Genomic DNA, 18,976 nt, shown 5'->3' on the forward strand with positions numbered 1-18,976 from the left:
GGCCATGGCAGCAAGAGATTGTTGACAATCCTACGGTTCGGTTCCTAGCCTCGATGGGTGCCTGCCCCCACTGAGCGTCCTGTTGTCACGGTGCTCTGCGAGCAGGCCACCGACCGCCCACCCGGTCTGGAGGAGCTGAAAGGCGTCGAGTTCAGGTACTGCGATGCGGCCGGTCTGAAGGAGGCCGTCCAAGGGTCCAGGGCGCTGCTGCTGTGGGACTACTTCTCGACCGCGGTCCGGAACGTCTGGGACGAGGCCGGCACGCTGGAATGGATCCACGTGACTGCAGCCGGCGTGGACACGCTGCTGTTCGACGAGCTCCGCGACTCCGATGTGGTCGTCACCAACGCGCATGGCGTCTTCGATCGGCCGATCGCCGAGTACGTCCTGGGCGCCGTGATCGCCCACGCGAAGGACAGCCGGACCAGCTTCGAATACCAAACCCAGCACGAGTGGCGGCACCGCGAGACCCGAAGCGTGCGCGGCGCGAAGGCCGTGGTCGTCGGCACCGGCGGCATCGGCCGGGCGATCGCCCGGCTGCTCAAAGTCGTCGACGTAGAGGTGCGCGGCGCGGGCCGAGTCGCACGGGAAGCCGACCCCGACTTCGGCGCGGTCGTTGCCAGCAGCAACCTCGTCCGAGAGGTGGCGGACGTCGACTACCTCGTACTCGCGGCGCCTTTGACACCCGCCACCCGCGGCCTGGTCGACGAGACCGTGCTCGCCGCCATGAAGCCCGGCGCCCACCTGATCAACATCGCCCGCGGACCGATTGTCGACGAACCCGCGCTCCTGAAGGCCTTGCAGGAAAGGCGAATCACCGCCACGCTCGACGTCTTCGACCGCGAACCACTGCCACCCGACCACCCGCTCTGGGACGCCCCCGGTACGACGATCACCGCACACATGTCCGGGGACGTGCTCGGCTGGCGAGAAACTCTCGCGAACCAGTTCGCCGCCAACCTGCACCGCTGGCTCGCCGGCGACCCCCTGCTCAACGTGGTGGACAAGAAGCTCGGCTACATCCCCTCGGGAGCCCGATGACCCAGCCAGACAACTTCACCCCGGCCACCGAACTGCTCGAAGGCTTCCGCGCCGGCACGCTCTCCCCGGTCGAAGCTACCGAGGCTGCCCTCCAAGCCATCGAGCGGTACGACGAACACGTCAACGCCTTCGTCCTCGTCGACGCCGAAGGCGCGCTCGCCGCGGCCAAGGAGTCGGAGGTGCGATGGCACCGCGGGGAGCCGCTGGGCCCCGGCGACGGAGTGCCGACCTCGATCAAAGACGCCTTGTGGACCAAGGGCTGGCCGACGCTTCGCGGGAGCACGATGATCGACGAGGCCGGGCCGTGGGACGAGGACGCGCCCGCGGTCGCAAGGCTGCGTGAGACCGGGGCGGTGATCCTCGGCAAGACCACCACGCCCGAGTACTCGTGGAAGGGCGTCACCGACTCCCACAAGTACGGCGCGACCGGCAACCCCTGGGATCCGTCGAAGACGTCCGGCGGCTCGAGCGGCGGCTCGGCGACCGCGGTCGGGCTCGGCATGGGAGCGTGGTCGCTGGGCACCGACGGCGGCGGTTCGGTGCGGATCCCGGCGTCGTTCACGGGCACCGTTGCGCTCAAGCCGACGTACGGGCTGATTCCGCTGTTCCCGCCGAGTGCCTTCGGGACGTTGTCGCACGCCGGGCCGATGACGCGGACCGTCCGGGACAATGCCGCGCTGCTCGATGTCGTCTCGGGGTTCGACGCGCGCGACTGGTCGGCGATGCCGACGCCGGGTACGTCGTTCCTGTCCGGGATTGATGACGGGGTTGCCGGATTGAGGATCGCCTTCTCGTCCGATCTTGGGTTTGTCGACAATCAGACGGAAGTCGAGGCGCTGGTCCGGGCCGCGGTCGACGTACTCGCCGACGCCGGGGCCGAGGTGACCGAGGTGGATCCCGGGTTCGCGGATCCGGTGGACGCGTTCAACGTGTTGTGGTGGTCGGGTGCGGCCAAGGTGCTGTCGGCGTACACGGTCGACGATCGGGTCGATCCCGGACTGCGCCGGGTCGCCGAGCTCGGGTCGTCGTACTCGGCGTCGGACTTCCTGGACGCGACCGCGATCCGGATGGAGCTCGGGCTGCTGATGGGTCGGTTCCACGAGCAGTACGACGTCCTGATCACGCCGACTCTGCCGATCACGGCGTTCCCGATCGGGCAGGACGTGCCGGACGGGTGGCCGTCGCCGGACTGGACGAGCTGGACGCCGTACACCTATCCCTTCAACCTCACCCAGCAGCCGGCGCTGAGTGTGCCCTGCGGGTTCACGACCGCCGGGCTGCCGGTCGGCCTGCAGGTGGTGGCGGCTCGTCACCAGGACGCGCTCACCCTGCGGGTCGGTCAGGCGTATCAGGACGCGACCGATTGGCACACGCGGACACCGACCTTGGAGGCACGTTGAGCAGGTTCGTCACCGTCAGTCTGGACAAGCGCGGCGTGAGTTGTGTCGCCAAGCTGCTCGACGACGTCGCGCCGCGGACCTGCGCGGCCGTGTGGGACGCGCTGCCGCTGTCGGCGCCGGTCTTCCACGGCAAGTACGCGCGGAACGAGATCTACACGCTGCTGCCCGCGTTCGCGCCGGCGGATCCGGGGAAGGAGAACACCACGGTGACCCCGATCCCGGGTGACCTGTGCTGGTTCTCGTTCGACTCCGACGACCTGGGCAACCCGGCATACGGGTACGAGAACACCACCGGCACCGGGACGACCGGGGCGATCGTCGACCTCGCCGTCTTCTACGGGCGGAACAACCTGCTGATCAACGGGGATCAGGGGTGGGTGCCCGGGAACGTGTTCGGTGCGGTCACCGAGAACCTCGAGGAGTTCGCCGCGGCCTGCCAGGACCTGTGGATGGGCGGAGCCCGCGGCGAAACCCTCACCTTCACCCGCCACCCCTGACCCCCACCCTCCGCCACCGCTCCGCCGGAGCGGTGGCGGGTTGTTCGATCACTGGCGGGTTCTAACCCGGTAGGCGTGCAACAAGCCGCCAGTGGTCGGCCGGCGAGCCGCCCCGGACCAGGCGAGCTGCCCGGACTAGGCGAACTGCCCCGGGCTAGAGGCCTTTGCGGAAGCCTTCGCGCCAGGAGGTGTAGCCGGGCTTCCAGTCGAAGGTCTTCTTGGCCAGCGTGTTGTCCACGCCCCGGATCGTCGTGAACGCGGCCACCCCGGTGTCACCGATCATCGGCCGCGCCAGCCAGGCCGGGATCCGCCGCGGCGGCTTGGCCCCGAGGATGCGAGCCAACTCCGGCAGCCACACCGCAGCCGCAGCCGGATCGTCATCGGCGATCTGATAGATGCCGGTGGCATCGCTCTCGATCGCCTTCACCGTCGCATCGGCCGCGTCGTCGTAGTGGATGAACGACCAGACCCCGGCGCCGTTGCCCACCAGCGGCAGCTTGCGCTGCCGGATCAGCTCGACGAGCTCACCACCCTTCCCGATCGTGCCGGTCGGCCCGTAGAACGCGGCGTACCGCAGCGCCACGCCCTCGATTCCCTCGGCCCCGGTGACGGCCGACTCGAGGTGTTTGATGCCGGCCATCGTCTGCCGTTGCGCCGGCACCGGATCCGGATCGAGCGGGTCCGCCTCGGTCTTCGTCGCGGATCCTTCCTGGAGCATGTTCCAGCCGGCGTACGACTGGACGACGAACCGTCGTACGCCGGCAGCTTGGGAGGCGGCGAGCAGGTGGTCGGTGCCCTCGGTGCGCAGCCGGTTCGTCACGGCGAAGCTCTGGTCGAACTTCTTGAAGTCGATCCCGCCCTTGAGCGCCGTCATCTGGTGTACGACGACCTCCGGCCGAGCCGTCTGCACGGCCGCCATCACCGCCGCCGCGTCGAGTCCGTCGGCCAGCACGACGTCCGCGCCGTGTGCACGTACGCCGGCCGCGCCCGACTCCGACCGGATCATCCCGGTCACTTCGTGCCCGGCCGCGATCAGCTTGGGTACCAGCGACCGGCCCAGTCCGCCGGTCGCACCTGCCACCAACACCTTCATGAGATTCCTCCATCGTTCGTCGTCAACCCGGAGGACACGCGTGCCCACCGGGTTGTGACTGTGACGAGGGTCACTCTGACTGCAGCGTGAAGGCGGTCGGCCCGAAGGAGACGTTCAGCTCGACGTCGACGGTCATCGAGTCGCCGGTCGTCCGGCAGGTCGCGGTGGCGACGAACGGGGTGTCGAGCCAGCGCAAGGTCGCGACGAACGCGTCTCCGTCGCCGTACGCGCTGGTCACGATCCGCTGCCCGGGTTCGGTGCCGTTGGCCGGACTCCGTTGCTCACGCCACTCGCCGGCCGCGCAGACGATGTCGTGCGTGTCGTCCGACGTCCGCTCGAATCCGGCGAAGGTGAACGTCCCCGTCCCGTCCGGGTCGAGCCGGACCGCGGTCAGGCCGGCGTCGTTCTTCCCGAAGCGGTAGGTCCGTCCGTCTCCGCCGCTCGGCGCCGGGCCGGACGGCGGCAGCAGCTCGAGTCGCGACGGCCGAGCGACCGGCGTGACCTCCTTGCCCTCGAGCACCGGAAGGAGGTGCCCCCAGACCGTGTCCAGGATCGCCTGCATGTCGAACGTCGCACTCGTGACGATGAGCGCGGCGTCGTACGACGGGAAGATCAGGCAGAACTGGCCGAACGCGCCGTCGCCGCGGTAGGTGCCGTGCCGGCCGCGCCAGAACTGGAAGCCGTACCCCTGCTTCCAGTCCGGGTTCGGCTCGTTGTCGTTGGGGACCTGCCTGGACGTCGCGGCCTCGAACCACTCGGCCGGGACCAGCTGCCGGCCCTCCCAGAGGCCGTGCTGCAGCAACAGCTGCCCGAAATGTGCCAACGACTCCGTGCTGAGCGACAAGCCCCAGCCGCCGGTGCTGATGCCTTCCGCGGACTCCTGCCAGGTCGCCTCCGCAGCGCCGAGCGGCTCGAACAGCCGCGGCCGCAGGTAGTCGACCAGCTTCTCGCCGGTCAGCCGCTGCAGAATCGCGGACAGCATGTACGTCGCGCCGCTGTTGTAGACGAACACCGTGCCCGGCTCGTGCCCGACGTCGAGGCCGAGGAAGATCTTCACCATCCGGCGGTCCCGGGTGAGCGCCTCGACGGTGTCCTGGGCGTGGCCGGTGGTCATGGTCAGCAGGTGCCGGACCGTCATCGCGGCCAGGTTGTCGCTGATCGTCTCCGGCAGCTCGTCCGCGCCGAAGAACGAGACCACCTTGTCGTCGAGCGCCAGCAGCCCGGCGTCGATCGCGAGTCCGATCGCGGTCGAGGTGAAGCTCTTCGACACCGAGAACAACGCGTGCGGCTCGGTCAGCCGGTACGGCGTCCACTCCTCCTCGAGGACGACGGTGCCGTGCCGCAGCAGCATCACGGTCTGGATCTCCTGGCCGGACGAGTCAAGTGCGGCGACGAACGCGTCGAGAGCGGCACCGGACAGTCCCTGGGCTTCTGGCGTACTCCGTGGAAGGGTCACCCGATCACGCTAGCTCGCCACAGCGGCAGATTCACCGACTTTGCAGATGGGCAAGCTTGTCCGGATTGACGACGCCATGGATCGACGTGATCACCCCGTCGGTCACCACGAACGACCAGATGGCCAAGGTACGGTCGTCGGCGTCGTGAACCCGGATCCCGGGCTGACCGCCGACATGGACGGGCCCGACCGCGAAGCCGAGGCCGGCGATGCGCTCGAAGGCGACCCGCACCAGCCTGCCGACCTGGTCGGCGCCATGGATCGGCCGCGGGAACGCCAGCGCCTTGCCACCGCCGTCGCCGGTGAACGTCACGTCCGGGGCCAGCAGCTCCACCAGGTCATCCAGCTCACCCTCCTCGGCTGCCGCGACGAAACGCCGTACCAGCTCGTCGCGTTCCTGCCGGGACGCGTCGAAGCGGGGCCGGTCGTCGCGCAGCCGCTTCCGAGCGCGTACGGCGAGCTGGCGGCAGGCTGCCGGGGTCTTGCCGATGATCGCGGCGACCTCGTCGTAGGAGTACCCGAAGACGTCGCAGAGCAGGAACACCGCCCGCTGATCGGGAGAGAGGCGCTCCAGTAAGACGAGGAACGCGGTGGACAGCGAGTCCGACAACGCGGCCCGCTCGGCGAGGTCGACGTACTCGTCGACGGCCGGCTCGGGCAGCCACGGACCCACGTAGGTCTCCCGCTGCCGGCGCGCCGATCGCAGCTGGTCGATCGCCAGCCTCGTCGTGACGGTAGTCAGGAAGGCCTTCGGCGCGTCGACCCGAGCCTCCCGGTGCAGCCGCAGGTAGGCCTCCTGGACGACGTCCTCGGCGTCACCGAAGCTGCCCAGCATCCGGTACGCGATCGACAACAGCAGCGGTCTGAACTCCTCCATCACGTCCTCTGAGACGATCGAAAGCCGTGCCCAGTGACAGTGTCACAAGATCAGGCAGCTGATCGTCTACCACCCCATGAACACGATCACGTGGATCCTGACCGGAGTACTCGCCGTCATCTTCACCTTCTCCGGGCTGGCGAAGTCGACGATGTCGCGGGATCGGCTGATCGCGAGCGGGCAGACCGGGATCGCGCCGTTCCCGATGCCGCTGGTCCGGGTCGTCGCCGTCCTGGAACTGGTGGCCGTGGTCGGGCTGGTCGCTCCGTGGCTGAGCGGGACAGCACGGGTGCTGACGCCGTTGGCGGCGGTTGGGCTGGGTGTCGTGCTGATTGGTGCGTCCGTCTCGCACGCGTCGCTGCGGGAACCGAAGGCGACGGCGGCTACTGTCACGTTCCTCGTGCTGTGTGCGTTCGTGGCGGGCAGTCGATTCGCTGCGCTGGCCTAGGGACGGAGTCCGTGGGAGGCTGCTCAGTCCGAGCCAGCCATCCCCGAACGGACAATCAGGTGAGTTCTGCGCGTAGAGCAGCTGTCATCCTCAACCCGGTGAAAGTGCCGGACGTCGACGAGTTCCGCCGTACTGTCGATCAGGCGCTGACCGAGCGCGGGTTCGACGACTCGCTGTGGCTGGAGACCACCGCGGACGACGCCGGGTCGACGATGGCCAAGCGCGCGATCGAGGAGCCGGTCGACCTGGTCGTAGTGGCCGGTGGGGACGGCACGGTGCGCGTGGTCTGCGCCGAGCTGGCCCGCAGCGGGATCCCGGTCGCGGTGCTGCCGGCCGGGACTGGCAACCTGCTGGCCCGCAACCTCGGCATCTCGCTGGACCTCGAGATCGCGCTGACCGAGTTGCTCGGTGGCAACGAGCAGCGCATCGACAGCGTCGAGATCGAGGGCGATGAGCTGCCGGCGGACCGGTTCGTGGTGATGGCCGGACTCGGGCTGGACGCCGCGATCATCGCGGACGCGCCGGACCAGCTGAAGAAGCGGGTCGGCTGGGCCGCGTACGTCGTGGCGACGTTGAAGAACCTCAACCACCCGTTCGTCCGGGTCGAGATCATCGTGGACGGCAATCCACCGGTACGGCGCCGCGCCCGGACCGTCGTGATCGGCAACGTCGGGACGCTGCAGGCGAACATCCCGCTGCTGCCGGACGCGGCGCCGGACGACGGCATGATCGACGCCGTCGTCCTGGCGCCGCGCAGGATCAGCCAGTGGCCCCGGCTCGCCGCCAGCCTGGTGGTGAAGCGACTCCGCGAACGTCACGTCGAGCGCTTCACCGGCACGCAGATCCAGGTGACGGCCGCCAAGACGGTACGACGCCAACTCGACGGCGACACCATCTCGGACGGCCGCACCCTGAGCGCGTCCGTCGACCCCGCAGCGCTGATCGTCCGGATCCCCTGACGCGTCATCCTTCCGCGTCACCTAACGCTTCATCCTCTCGAGCAGGCCCTTTGCCGCCGCCGGCGGTTGCGTCGCCGTCGCGAGCCGAGTCGCCGCGGCAGTGTCGAGCACGGGCTTGGTCGCGGTGAAGAGCCAGGTCTGGAACAGGCTGTCCAGCTGCTGGCCCGAGACCTCCTCGGCCAGTGCGATGAACTGGTCGGTGGTGACGTTGCCGTCGCGCTGGGTCTTCGCCCAGGTCTGCAGGATGGTGAAGAAGTCGGCGTCCCCGACGGCCAGCCGCAACTGGTGCAGCGTCATCGCGCCGCGGGCGTAGACCGCGAAGTCGAACAGGTTGTCCGGCCCCGGATCGCCGATGGTCAGGCTCCAGAACGGGTCGTCCGCCGGGAACACGTCGTAGAAGAAGTCGAAGGTCTCCTGCGCGGTGCCGAGTCCCTCGCGGTCGCTCCACAGCCACTCGGCGTAGGTGGCGAACCCTTCGTTCAGCCAGATGTGCTGCCAGCGGGCCAGCGCCACGCTGTCGCCGAACCACTGGTGCGCGAGTTCGTGCACGATCACGGCCTCGCCGTTCACGGTGTCGGTGAAGAAGTCCCGCGCGTAGATCGGGCGGGTCTGGTTCTCCAGCGCGAACCCGAGGCCGTCGAGGTCGTCGACGATCCCGCCGGCGGCCGAGAACGGGTACTTCCCGAACGTGTCGGACAGGAAGCCCAGGATCTCGGTCTGGCGGGCGAACGAGGCGTTGACGACCTCACCGGTGGTCGGTGGCGCGTCCGCTGCCGTGCCGGTGATCCAGTCGTTCGGGTTGGGGGCGCTGCCGGCCGGGGGACCGGGCACCGTCCAGCCGTCCAGCGGATCCGCGTCCGCCTCGAAGGACGTCGTACCCTCGCCCGTGGAGACAACCACGTCGTCAACGACCACGCCCGGAAGCTGGATGAAGTCGTCACTGGCATACGTGATCGACACCTCGACGCTCGTGCCCGCGTACGCTGACAGGTCGACCTTCCACTGCTCGTAGCCGTCGCTGCGACCGCTCACCGCCCACCAGGAGCCGCCACCGGACCCGGATGGCGTGCAGGTGTCGCCCTGAGCGGTCTGGTAGTGCGTGAGGAACGGGTGCAGACCGAGCCAGAACGGGCAGACCAGCCCGGTGTCCTGGTTGTTGTGGCCGTTGAGATCGCGCAACGTCGTCCAGTCGTCCTGGCCGACGGTGTGGGCCTCGACGAAGACGAAGTCCCACCCGGCCTCGGTGTCCCGGCTGATCCAGAACGACAGGTCCGCGCCACCCGCGGGCACGCTGATGGTCCGGGCCAGACGCTTGTACGACGCTTCGTTCGTGACCACCCGCTGCGAGATGGCGTACTGCTCCCCGGTTCGCGGTGTGGCCTCGTCGAAGAGATCAGGATCGAAGGCATCCCAGTATTTGACGCCCTGCTGCTTGTAGGCGCGCACGTCGAACTGCCCGATCGTCGCGGTGGTCAGGTACGACGCCATCGGCTCCTTGGCGTCCCACGTCCACGTGGTCCAGCCGTTCCGGGTGCTCTTGTCCTTCAGGACGCCGTTCGCGATCGCCTCGAGGCCAGCCGGCACCGCGATCCGGAAGGTGTACGCCGCCTTGTCACTGGGGTGGTCGTTGACCGGGTACCACGTGTCGGCCACATGCGGCTCACCGATCACGACCGTGCCGTCGTCGGTGTGGATGAATCCACTGCCGTCGTCCAGGGTCTGTGGTACGCCGTCGTACCGGATGACCGTGGTGAAGTGCTTCGACTTCGGCAGTCCGAACCGTGGTCGGATGGTGAGCTCGTCGGCGGCTCGGGTCCAGTCGGCCACCCGGCCGTTGACGGTGACCGAGCGAACGGTCAAGCCCTGCAGGTCCAGGTTGAAGCTGGACAGGTTCTGGGTGGCCCGGGCGTCGATGGTGGCGACGCCGATCAGCCGGTCGGTCGCGGGCACGTACTTCACGTCCAGCAGGTAGTGCTTGGTGTCGTAGCCGCCGTTCCCGTCCGTGCTGAAGTACGGATCGCCGGCGCCCGCCGCCCCCGGCGAGAACTGTTGCGCGTAGTCGGACGCTGGTGCGGTCCCCGTCCCCAGACCGAGACTCAGCGCCGTGACCAGTGCTCCGGACACAAGCAGCCGTGCACGTCGGAACATCTCTCCCCCTCGGATGCGCTGTGCAGTTGGTCAACTTTCGACGTTAGGAAGCACAGCGCATCCTGGGAAGGGTTCGGCCTACTTCTGGACTAGTACGGCGACCGAGCGTGGCGGGACCGTGACTGTGCCGGATGATGCGGTCCAGGTGGTCTGTTTCACCACGGGGTCGGAGCCGGCGGTCTGGATGGGGGACAGGGCGAGGTTGGCGCCGGCCAGGCCCGGAATCTGTTGGGTGACTGCCGAGCCGGTCGAGTTGAAGACGACGAGTACGCCCTTGAGCGCCGGGTCGACGTTCGGGCCGACGGTGTCGTCGATGCGCATCGTGATCACACCGGGGTCGGCGCCGCTCACCGGGAAGGTCAGCTTCTGGTTGATCAGGTCGGCCGAGCCGAGCCGGAACAACGGCGTCGAGAAGCGCAGCTTCAGCAGGTCCTGGGCGGCTGCCGACGCCGTGCCGACCTCGGCTGCGGTCGGCTTCAGGGCCGGGTTGGCCAGCAGCGGCTTCATGAACGACCACTTGGCCTCGTTGTCCGGTTTGGGCGGCAGGCCGTGGCCGAAGCCGTTGTCGGCGCCGGTCCAGTCGAGCGTGTTGAACCAGTCGCCGGAGTCGTAGGAGTTCCGGTCCAGCGACTTGCTCCGCAGCATGTCGGCGCCCGCGTGCCAGAACGACGGGGTCTGCGCCAGTGCGGTCGTCGCCAGCGACACCGTGTTCATCCGGATCCGGTCGGACATGGTCAGTGCCGTCGGCAACTTGTACGTCAGCGCGTCCCACAACGTCTCGTTGTCGTGCGCGTCGACGTACGTGACCACCTCGTCCGGCTGGTCGGCGTACCCGGCCGGGTTGCCGTTGTAGTCGACCGCGTCGCCCCGGACGACCGCACCGGTCTCGGCAGAGCGGAACGAGAAGCTCCGCAGGTTCGCCGCGAGCCCGAGCTGGATCAGGTCGGTGTCGTGGGCGAGTCGCTTCGCGCGCTCGGCCGGGGTGCCGTTGACCGCGTCGCCGTTCGGGTCGCTCGCGGCGCCGGTGCCGAAGCCCTGGATCCGCGGGTTCCCGTCGAACGGCCCGCCGCCGCGGACGCCGTCGCGCAGCCGGTCGGAGAACGTGCCGATGCCGGTGCCGCCGAGGTTGCCCTGCCGGGCCTGCACGAACAGCTTGTCGTCCGCGACCTCGCCGAAGTTCCAGCCCTCGCCGTACACGTAGACCGACTTGCCGTCGACGCCGTCCTTGGCCAGGGTCAGCTTGTCGAGCGCGGACCGGACCTTGAGCATGTTCGCCTTGCTGTGATGGCCCATCAGGTCGAAGCGGAACCCGTCGACCCGGTAGTTCTTGGCCCAGCTGACGGTGCCGTCGACCATGATCTTCTCGGCCATCGCGTGCTCGGTGGCGATGTTGCTGCAGCACGTCGACGTCTCGACCTTGCCGGTCGCGTTCAGCCGCTGGTAGTAGCCGGGCACGACCTTGTCCAGCACCGACGTCGGCGCCTGACCGGCCGACGGCGTGTGGTTGAAGACCTGGTCCAGTACGACGCGCAGCCCGGACTTGTGGAGTCCGCCGACCATTGTGCGGAACTCGGCGACCCGGGCCAGACCGTCGCGCTGGGTCGCGTACGAGCCTTCCGGCGCGAGCCAGTGGAACGGGTCGTAACCCCAGTTGAAGCCGTCCTTTGCCGCGACCGCGGTGACACAGGCCTGCTGCTGCTCGGAGTCGGCCGGGAACGACTTCAGGTCACACGCCGGCGACTGCTGGCCGGTTTCCGGGATCGACGCGATGTCGAATGTCGGCAACAGGTGGACCGTGTTCAGCCCGGCCGCTGCGAGGGCGCGCAGATGCTTCGTTCCGTTGCCCTCGTTGGCGAAGGCGAGGTACGTGCCGCGGTGCGCCGCCGGCACCGTGGAGTCGTTGATCGAGAAGTCCCGGACGTGCAGCTCGTAGATCGTCGAGTCGACGGACCGGGCCAGCTCCGGCGCCGGCGTGTTCGACCACAGGGCCGGCTTCCCGGCCGGATCGTCGAGGTCGACCGCGACCGAGTGTGTCGAGTCGGTGGTGAGCGCCACCGAGTACGGGTCGGTGACGACGTTCGTCTCCACCTTGCCGGTCGACGGCGCGAACACGGTGACCTCGTAGCGGTACGGCGCGTTCTTCCACGACCGGGGTCCGCTGACCGACCACGAGCCGTCGTCGTTGCGAACCATCGAGACAGTGGACGAACCCACCAGCAGCTTGACGTTCTGCGCCGTCGGAGCCCACAGGGTGAAGGTCGGCTGACCCTTCCAAGTGACTCCGTACGAACGCCCGGTCGCGCTCCCATAGACATCGTCGAGGACGCCGGGTATCTGAACGCCGGTCGCGTCGAGCAGTCGCCCGGCGTCGTCGTACTGCGCCAGACCGAGCTGTCCGGTGAGGATCTTCTTCACGTCGGCATGGTCGAGTCGCAGCGTGGTGTACCCCGGACGCACCTCATGGGGGTCGTACCGCAGACCGGCTGACGTGCCGCCAATGTCGTCCGCGTCGACCTTGAGGGAACCGTCGTACGACCAGTGCAGCCGCCAGCGGAACCGCTCCGGATGAGCGACCGCCGGTACGGCGAGGGTGTCCTTGCTGAGCCAGTAGGCCTTGGCCTGGCTGAGGTCCGGCTGAGCGCCCGGCGTGGACGTCGTGACCGTCAGCACGTGCGTCGCAAGGACGTAGCTGAACGTGACGACCAGCCCGTCCGCCGGCACGGTGATCGGAATGTTGTTGGCCGGGTAGCTCTCGTCCCAGGACAGGTTGTGCGCGACCTTGGCCTCATAGCTCCCCGCTCCGATCTCGGTCGTCGACCAGGTAAAGGTCCCGTCGCCGTCCTGGTCTGTCAGCCAGGGTCGCATGCAGGCCGGATCCCAGTCGGTCGTGCAGCCGAGCGCCTTCTGGAAGGTGCCGGGCACGGTGATGAGCGGGCCCTCGGCACTCGACGTGACGTAGTGGCGGCCGTGCTCGTAGTAGAAGCTGACCGGGCCGTTCGGCGCGATGTAGGAGATGTTCGCGCCGTTCTGGTTGCCGCCGGCGCCGTAGTTCTCGTCCCAGGTCTTGTTGATCGCGGCCTTGTAGGCGTGCTCACCGGCCGGGATCGTGTACGTGCCCTTCCAGACCTTGTCCTGCGGGTCCAGCGTCAGCTGCGCCTGGTCGCAGTCCGGCGACCAGTCGGCCGGGCAGCCCATCTCGCTGTTGTGGTCGCCGGGCACACTCACGTTGGCCGGCTGGACGACCGGTCCGGTCCCGCCACCGCCGCCACCGGGCTTCGGTGCGTCGCCGACCACGCCGAACGAACCCGACACCGAGTAGTTGCCGGACGCATCCTTCAGGACGGCGCGGTACTCGAGCAGGGTGCCCTTCGGCAGCCCGGACACGTCCTGGAACACCCGGTACGGCGCGTTGTCGTCGGACCCGAGGCGCTGCCAGGCCGTCGTACCGACCGGGCGGTAGCCGAAGGTCACGGTCACCGGGGTGTTCTCCGGTACCTCGGCGCCGATCTCGGCCCGCCCGCCGACCGTCGCACCCAGTTCAGGCGAGCTCATGTAGACGGCAGGCGCCTTGGTCCGGCTCGGGACCTTGCTCGCCGCCTGGTACACGGTCACCGACAGTGGAGCCTGGCTGACCACGACCCGGCCTTCGCGGTCGGTCTTGACGGCCTTCGAGCCGCCGTAGACCGGCTTCAGCCAGGTGTTCGGTCCGTACGTCGGGATGGTTGCCGATTGTGCAGTTGTCGCATTGTTGGCAATCACCACGTACTCGAGGTTGTCGGCGCCGAGCCGGCTGAACGCGTACAGCCCGCCCGAGTTCGACGAGTACCGGTGGATCTGGCGGCCGTCGGCGAGCGCCGGGTACTTCGCCCGCAGCTTCTGCAGGGCCGCGATGTGCTTGTACATCGGCGCGTTGACGTCGTACCGGTCCTGGCTGCCGATCGTCGTCGTCCCGGTGCCGTCGACGATCTCGTCGTCCTTGTAGTCGGTGGTCTGCGTCGCGAACATGTCCTGCCGCGCGTCCTTGTCACCACCGGGACCGGTGAAGCCTTGCTCGTCGCCGTAGTAGATGACCGGTTGGCCGCGGGTCAGGAACATCAGCGAGTGCGCCAGCTTGTCGCGGGCCAGCAGCTCCTGACCGGCGGCGCCGCCCTGCTTGAGGAAGGTGCCGACCCGGCCCATGTCGTGGTTCCCGAGGAACGTCGGCAGCTGGTACGCGTTCGAGTCGGCGTCGGTGTAGTAGTCGTCGTTCGCGTAGAAGTCGCGCAGCTTGGTGCCCGGGTCGCCCTTGGCGAAGGCGACCGCGTTCTGCTGGAACCCGAAGTCGAGGGTCGCCTGCAGCGCGCCCTGAGTCGTGTACGTCGACATGAACTTCGGGTCGGCGTCGAACACCTCGCCGAACATGAAGAAGTCCTTCGACCCGGCAGCCTGCGCCGCCGCGAGGATCTGCGGCGAGAACTTCTGCCAGAACTCCATGTTGACGTGCTTCACGGTGTCGATCCGGAACCCGTCGATCCCGAACTCGGCCCAGGTCTTGTAGACGTCGATCATCCCGTCGCGGACCCGCGGCTGCTCGGTGAACAGGTCGTCCAGCCCGACGAAGTCGCCGTACTCGGCCGATTCGCCGGCGAAGGTGGAGTCGCCGCGGTTGTGGTACAGCGTCGGGTCGTTCAGCCAGCCCGGCACCTTCACGGACGCGTCCTCGGGGGTGCGGAACACCGGCACGTTCGGGAACGACGTGCTCGCGTCCATCGGCGGGAACGTGTCCCCGGCCGCGTAGTCCTTGTCGTCGAAGACGGTGCCCGCCGCGTCCTTGTACGGCGACGTCGCCTTCGAGATGTAGCCGTACTGGCCGGACTCGTAGGCGATCACGTCGGCGGTGTGGTTGGTGATGATGTCGAAGAAGACCTTCATCCCCTTGCCGTGGGCCAGGCTGATCAGCTGCTTCATGTCCGCGTTCGTGCCCAGGTGCGGGTCGATCTGGGTGAAGTCGGTGATCCAGTAGCCGTGGTACCCGGCGCTGACGTCGGCGCCCGCGCCTTGCACGGGCCGGTTCTTGAACGAGGGGGTGAGCCAGATGGACGTCGTACCCAGGGACTTGATGTAGTCGAGTTTCTGGATCACGCCGGCCAGGTCGCCGCCGTGGTAGAAGCCCTTGTCCGTCGGGTCGAGGCCGGTGGCGAGGCGGTCGCCGGTCAGCCCGCCGGCGTCGTTGGACTTGTCCCCGTTGGCGAACCGGTCCGCCATCACGAAGTAGAACCGCTCCTTGGTGAGGTCCTGACGCAGGCTGGGCGTCGACAGCGCCCTGTCCGCCGGTGTCACCGTCGACCCGGCCAGGTCGACCGGCTTCACCGTGACCAGGTGGCTGGTGTCGTCGTAGCTGAAGATCAGCTTCGCCGGACCCTCGATCCGCAGCGGGATGTTCGGCCCGTTGAGTACGCCGCCGGCGCCGTAGTTCTCGTCCCAGCTGCCGTTGACGGTGACCTTGTACTCGTACGAACCCGCCGGGACGTCGAAGGTCTTCGCGTACGGCGCCGCCGTACCGAGGCTCGTCGCCGGGCACGCGGGATCCCAGTCACCCGGGCAGCCCAGCTCGCTCTGCAGCGACCCGGCCAGCGTGATCACCCGATCCGCTGCCGGTTGGGCCGGCGCCGGTGCCGCCGTACCTAGTCCGAGCACGATCACCGCAGCCGCGGTGAACCCCGCCGTCCATCGCCTGAACCCGCGCATCACGGTCCCCTCCCGTTGATCCTGCCGCGGACGGTAACCCGCCAGTTTCACCGTGAGGAGGGCTCGAATGTCACGGTCAGGTCACGAGCCCGGGGAGGGTGGTCTCGATCGGCGTGTGCAGGACAGTGGTCGCCTCCTCGTCGTACGGCGTCGGCTCGGCGTTCAGGATGATCAGCGGCTTGCCGAGACCGAGGGCGATGTCGCACAGCCCGGCCGCGGGGTAGACCTGCAGCGAGGTGCCGACGGCGAGGAAGAGGTCGGCGGCCTCGGTGGCGGCAACGGCCGCGTCGAGGACTTTCTGGTCGAGCGACTGGCCGAAAGAGACTGTCGCGGACTTGAGGATGCCGCCGCACACCTCGCAGGCCGGGTCCTCGTCACCGGCGTCGAGTCGGGGGAGTACGTCGGCCATCGGGATCCGCCGGCCGCAGTCGAGGCAGTCGACGAACCAGACTGTGCCGTGCAGCTCATGGACGAGCTCCGGTGACGAGCCGGCCTTCTGGTGCAGGCCGTCGACGTTCTGGGTAATCAGGCCGATGAGCCGGCCCCGGCGTTCGAGGTCGACCAGCGCGAGGTGGCCCGGGTTCGGCTCGGCGGTCCACGCAGGCGCGGCCAGTCGGTGCTTCCAGGCCTCCACGCGGACCGCGCGCGAGGCGACGTACTCGTCGATGTCGAACATCGCCGCCGCGGCCGGGTTCTTCGTCCACAGCCCTTGCGGCCCGCGGAAGTCGGGGATCCCCGACGCAGTGGAGATTCCGGCTCCGGTCAGTACGGCGATGCGCTCGGCGTCGATCACGCGTCAGAGGTTAGCTTTCCATTCCGGCGCCAGCACGGACATGACGATCGAGTCGACCCACTCGCCGTCCCAGTACAGCGCTTCGCGGAGTCGACCCTCGACCACGAAGCCGGCCTTCTCGTACGTGCGCTGGGCCCGCGGGTTGAAGGCGAACACGCCGAGGCCGATCCGGTGCAACCCGACCTCCTCGATGCCGTAGCCGACGATCAGCCTGGTGGCCTCGGTCCCGAGCCCGCGGCCCTGGCCAGCTGGGCCGATCAGGATCCGGAAGGTGCACGAGTGATTGTCCGGATCCCATTGGTACAGCGCCGTCTCGCCGACCGTCTCGCCGGTCGCCTTGTCCACGATCGCCAGGTCGATCCGGTCGGTCTGGTCCTTCCGGGTCCGGTACCACTCCCGCGTCTTCCTGCCGAGCTCCCCGCGGCTCCCCATCAGCCTGGTCACCTCCGGGTCCGCTATCGCGGCGGCAAGCACTTCGTAGTCGCCCTCGTCCACCGGTCGCAGGATCACGAGCTCACCGGCCAGCGTCGGCTTGTACAAGAAGTCGGTCACGCGGTGGCGGCCTTCCACTCCGGGGCCAGGACGGACATGACGATCGAGTCGACCCATTCGCCGTCCCAGTAGAGATCGTCGCGCAGCCGGCCTTCGACGACGAAACCGGCCTTCTCGTACGCGCGCTGGGCCCGCGGGTTGAACGCGTACACCCCGAGGCTGATCCGATGCAGTCCCAACTCCTCGATCCCGTAGCCGACGATCAGCCGGGTGGCCTCGGTCCCGAGCCCACGGCCCTGCCCCGAGGGACCGATCAGAATCCGGAAGTTGCAGGACCGGTTGTCCGGGTCCCACTCGTTCAGCACGGCCTCGCCGACGGTCGCGCCGGTCGCCTGGTCGACGATCGCCAGGTCGAGGCGGTCGGCCTGATCCTTGCGGGTGCGGTACCACTCCCGCGCCTTCTCCTCACTGATGTCCCCGCGGCTCCCGGTGAACCTGATCACGTCCGGATCCGCCATCGCTTCCGCGAGCGCCTCGTAGTCGCCCTCGTCCACGGGTCGCAGGATCACCAGTTCGCCGGTCAGCGTCGGTTTGACGGAGAAGTCAGTCACGGTCCGCAGTGTGCCAACCGGCGTCCCCGGCGAGCGACTGATTTAGCTGAGGCGCCGTACGACGTACCGCCCGGCGTCGGCCGAGACGAGTTCCTGGTTGCGGAGGCGGCACCAGGCCGGGATGTCGGTGGCGGCGGCCGGGTCGTCGGCGAGCACGGTGATCGTGGCGCCGATCTCGATCGTCGGCAGCAGCTTGGCCAGTTTGATCACGGGCAGTGGGCAGAGCAGGCCGCGGCAGTCGAGGTCGGTGTTCACAGGCCGACCTCCGCCCGGATCCGCTGCACGATCCCCGGCAACACCGTGGCGAACCGGTCGATGTCGCCGTACGTCGTGCTCCGGCTGAGCGAGACGCGGACGTTGCCGTGCGTGAGGACGCCCATCGCGGCCAGGACGTGGGACGGTCGCAGCGTGCTCGACGTACAGGCCGAGCCACTCGAGACCGAGAAGCCCTCCGCGTCCAGAGCGGTGACGAGGGCCTCGCCGTCGACGTACAGACAGGAGAAGGTGAGCACGTGCGGCAGCCGGTCGTCCGGGTCGCCGACCACCTCGACATCCGGGATGTCCGTGGCGACGCGGTGCCGGAGTTCGTCGATCCAGGCCCGGTGCTGCTTGTTCAGGTCGTCGGCCTCGGCGAGCCGGGCCTGCAGGGCGGCTGCGGCCGCGAGGGTGTTCGGGACGTCCGGGAACCCGGGGGAGAGGCCGTCCTCCCGCTCGTCCATCGGCCAGGCGGGCGCCAGCCGGGTCCCTTTACGGACGGCGAGCAATCCGACACCGGCCGGTCCACCCCACTTGTGCGCACTCGCCGCCAGCGCCGACCACCCGCCCGGTACGGCGTCGTGCCCGATCGAAGCGGATGCGTCCACGAACAGCGGTACGTCGCCACACGCCGCAGCGGCTGCCTCGATCGGCTGTCTGGTGCCGACCTCGTGATTGGCAGACTGCAGCGCCGCCAAAGCCACCCCCGGCTTGCCCACCTCGGCCCGGAACGCCTCCAGGTCGACCCGCCCGACGCTGTCCACGCCCACCTCGACGCCCTCGGTCGAAGCAGTGTGCAGTACGGCGGAATGCTCGACGGCGCTGTGGACAACCGCCGTACCGACGCGCCTGCGGGCGGCCGTGATCGCGGTCAGTCCGGCGTGGATGGCCGCCGTACCGGAGGTGGTCAGGAAGAGCTCGTCCGGCCGCACTCCGACCGCGTCCGCAAGCACCGCCCGGGCGTTGTCCAGCAGTAGTCGCGCGGTCCGGCCCTCATGGTGCAGCCGGACCGGATCCGCCCACCCGGAATCGACTGCCGAGAGCAACATTTCCCGCGCCGCCGGATGCAAAGCCTCCGCCGACGCAGCGTCCAGATATGCACGCTGACTCACACCGGAAACGCTAAGCCCTACCTATGCGCGGGACCGAAGTAGGTGTCCAGTAGTGTTTGGTCGTCAG

The 18,976-nt window shown here is 68.6% G+C and carries 15 protein-coding genes; 5 read left to right on the forward strand and 10 right to left on the reverse strand.

Annotation, left to right across the window (positions count from 1 at the left end; all coding sequences use genetic code 11):
- The first annotated feature begins 57 nt into the window (after positions 1 to 57).
- From ACIBL3_RS38265 to ACIBL3_RS38275, 3 genes are read left to right on the forward strand one after another with little or no spacing between them, the layout of a single operon-like run.
- A complete protein-coding gene (locus tag ACIBL3_RS38265; RefSeq protein ID WP_396358824.1) occupies positions 58 to 1,041 on the forward strand; it encodes a D-2-hydroxyacid dehydrogenase in 984 nt (327 codons plus the stop codon).
- Positions 1,038 to 2,441, forward strand: a complete 1,404-nt coding sequence (locus ACIBL3_RS38270) for an amidase (RefSeq protein WP_396358826.1) — start codon at positions 1,038 to 1,040, stop codon at positions 2,439 to 2,441. The genes ACIBL3_RS38265 and ACIBL3_RS38270 overlap by 4 nt, the downstream gene beginning before the upstream one ends.
- On the forward strand, positions 2,438 to 2,938 hold the full coding sequence (locus tag ACIBL3_RS38275; protein ID WP_396358828.1) for a DUF3830 family protein: 501 nt from the start codon (positions 2,438 to 2,440) through the stop codon (positions 2,936 to 2,938). Before ACIBL3_RS38270 ends, ACIBL3_RS38275 begins: the two co-directional genes overlap by 4 nt.
- Before the next feature lie 154 nt (positions 2,939 to 3,092).
- Here ACIBL3_RS38275 and ACIBL3_RS38280 read toward each other — a convergent pair whose 3' ends face one another.
- The 3 genes from ACIBL3_RS38280 to sigJ form a co-directional block, all read right to left on the reverse strand.
- The gene (locus ACIBL3_RS38280) at positions 3,093 to 4,031 is read right to left on the reverse strand and encodes an NAD-dependent epimerase/dehydratase family protein (protein WP_396358830.1); all 939 of its coding nucleotides are present in this window, start codon (positions 4,029 to 4,031) and stop codon (positions 3,093 to 3,095) included.
- Between the two features lie 70 nt (positions 4,032 to 4,101).
- Positions 4,102 to 5,487, reverse strand: a complete 1,386-nt coding sequence (locus tag ACIBL3_RS38285) for a serine hydrolase domain-containing protein (protein ID WP_396358831.1) — start codon at positions 5,485 to 5,487, stop codon at positions 4,102 to 4,104.
- A gap of 31 nt (positions 5,488 to 5,518) precedes the next feature.
- On the reverse strand, positions 5,519 to 6,364 hold the full coding sequence (gene sigJ, locus ACIBL3_RS38290) for an RNA polymerase sigma factor SigJ (protein ID WP_396358832.1): 846 nt from the start codon (positions 6,362 to 6,364) through the stop codon (positions 5,519 to 5,521).
- A 76-nt stretch (positions 6,365 to 6,440) separates the two neighbouring features.
- Between sigJ and ACIBL3_RS38295 the strand changes: the two genes are divergently transcribed.
- Together ACIBL3_RS38295 and ACIBL3_RS38300 are read left to right on the forward strand one after the other, a co-directional pair.
- On the forward strand, positions 6,441 to 6,812 hold the full coding sequence (locus ACIBL3_RS38295; RefSeq protein ID WP_396358833.1) for a DoxX family protein: 372 nt from the start codon (positions 6,441 to 6,443) through the stop codon (positions 6,810 to 6,812).
- Between the two features lie 59 nt (positions 6,813 to 6,871).
- Positions 6,872 to 7,771 carry a diacylglycerol/lipid kinase family protein gene (locus ACIBL3_RS38300; RefSeq protein WP_396358835.1) on the forward strand — a complete coding sequence of 300 codons (900 nt, stop codon included), beginning with the start codon at positions 6,872 to 6,874 and terminating at the stop codon, positions 7,769 to 7,771.
- Between the two features lie 21 nt (positions 7,772 to 7,792).
- On the opposite strand, the gene ACIBL3_RS38305 is transcribed toward ACIBL3_RS38300, so the two are convergent.
- From ACIBL3_RS38305 to ACIBL3_RS38335, 7 genes are all read right to left on the reverse strand, one after another.
- Complete coding sequence (locus tag ACIBL3_RS38305; protein ID WP_396358837.1) at positions 7,793 to 9,919, reverse strand: M1 family metallopeptidase; 2,127 nt, start codon at positions 9,917 to 9,919, stop codon at positions 7,793 to 7,795.
- 78 nt (positions 9,920 to 9,997) lie between these two features.
- A complete protein-coding gene (gene pulA / locus ACIBL3_RS38310) occupies positions 9,998 to 15,646 on the reverse strand; it encodes a pullulanase-type alpha-1,6-glucosidase (RefSeq protein ID WP_396358838.1) in 5,649 nt (1,882 codons plus the stop codon).
- A gap of 76 nt (positions 15,647 to 15,722) precedes the next feature.
- The gene (locus tag ACIBL3_RS38315; RefSeq protein WP_396358839.1) at positions 15,723 to 16,439 is read right to left on the reverse strand and encodes an SIR2 family NAD-dependent protein deacylase; all 717 of its coding nucleotides are present in this window, start codon (positions 16,437 to 16,439) and stop codon (positions 15,723 to 15,725) included.
- Positions 16,440 to 16,442: 3 nt separating this feature from the next.
- Positions 16,443 to 16,991: a GNAT family N-acetyltransferase gene (locus tag ACIBL3_RS38320; protein WP_396358841.1), complete on the reverse strand. Its 549-nt coding sequence runs from the start codon at positions 16,989 to 16,991 to the stop codon at positions 16,443 to 16,445.
- The gene (locus ACIBL3_RS38325; protein ID WP_396358843.1) at positions 16,988 to 17,542 is read right to left on the reverse strand and encodes a GNAT family N-acetyltransferase; all 555 of its coding nucleotides are present in this window, start codon (positions 17,540 to 17,542) and stop codon (positions 16,988 to 16,990) included. Before ACIBL3_RS38325 ends, ACIBL3_RS38320 begins: the two co-directional genes overlap by 4 nt.
- Before the next feature lie 42 nt (positions 17,543 to 17,584).
- Positions 17,585 to 17,797, reverse strand: coding sequence for a sulfurtransferase TusA family protein (locus ACIBL3_RS38330; protein WP_396358844.1), 213 nt, complete (start codon positions 17,795 to 17,797; stop codon positions 17,585 to 17,587).
- Positions 17,794 to 18,909: a cysteine desulfurase family protein gene (locus tag ACIBL3_RS38335; RefSeq protein WP_396358845.1), complete on the reverse strand. Its 1,116-nt coding sequence runs from the start codon at positions 18,907 to 18,909 to the stop codon at positions 17,794 to 17,796. The genes ACIBL3_RS38330 and ACIBL3_RS38335 overlap by 4 nt, the downstream gene beginning before the upstream one ends.
- Positions 18,910 to 18,976: the final 67 nt, after the last annotated feature.

The sequence above is a fragment of the Kribbella sp. NPDC050124 genome, assembly GCF_044460355.1.
In the GTDB taxonomy this organism is placed as follows: domain Bacteria; phylum Actinomycetota; class Actinomycetes; order Propionibacteriales; family Kribbellaceae; genus Kribbella.

Bases quoted from the DNA above. Each gene is read 5' to 3' on its own strand.
- ACIBL3_RS38270 (WP_396358826.1), top strand. From the start codon at position 1,038: ATGACCCAGCCAGACAACTTCACCCCGGCCACCGAACTGCTCGAAGGC.
- ACIBL3_RS38280 (WP_396358830.1), bottom strand. From the start codon at position 4,031: ATGAAGGTGTTGGTGGCAGGTGCGACCGGCGGACTGGGCCGGTCGCTG.
- sigJ (WP_396358832.1), bottom strand. From the start codon at position 6,364: ATGGAGGAGTTCAGACCGCTGCTGTTGTCGATCGCGTACCGGATGCTG.
- ACIBL3_RS38295 (WP_396358833.1), top strand. From the start codon at position 6,441: ATGAACACGATCACGTGGATCCTGACCGGAGTACTCGCCGTCATCTTC.
- ACIBL3_RS38305 (WP_396358837.1), bottom strand. From the start codon at position 9,919: ATGTTCCGACGTGCACGGCTGCTTGTGTCCGGAGCACTGGTCACGGCG.
- pulA (WP_396358838.1), bottom strand. From the start codon at position 15,646: ATGCGCGGGTTCAGGCGATGGACGGCGGGGTTCACCGCGGCTGCGGTG.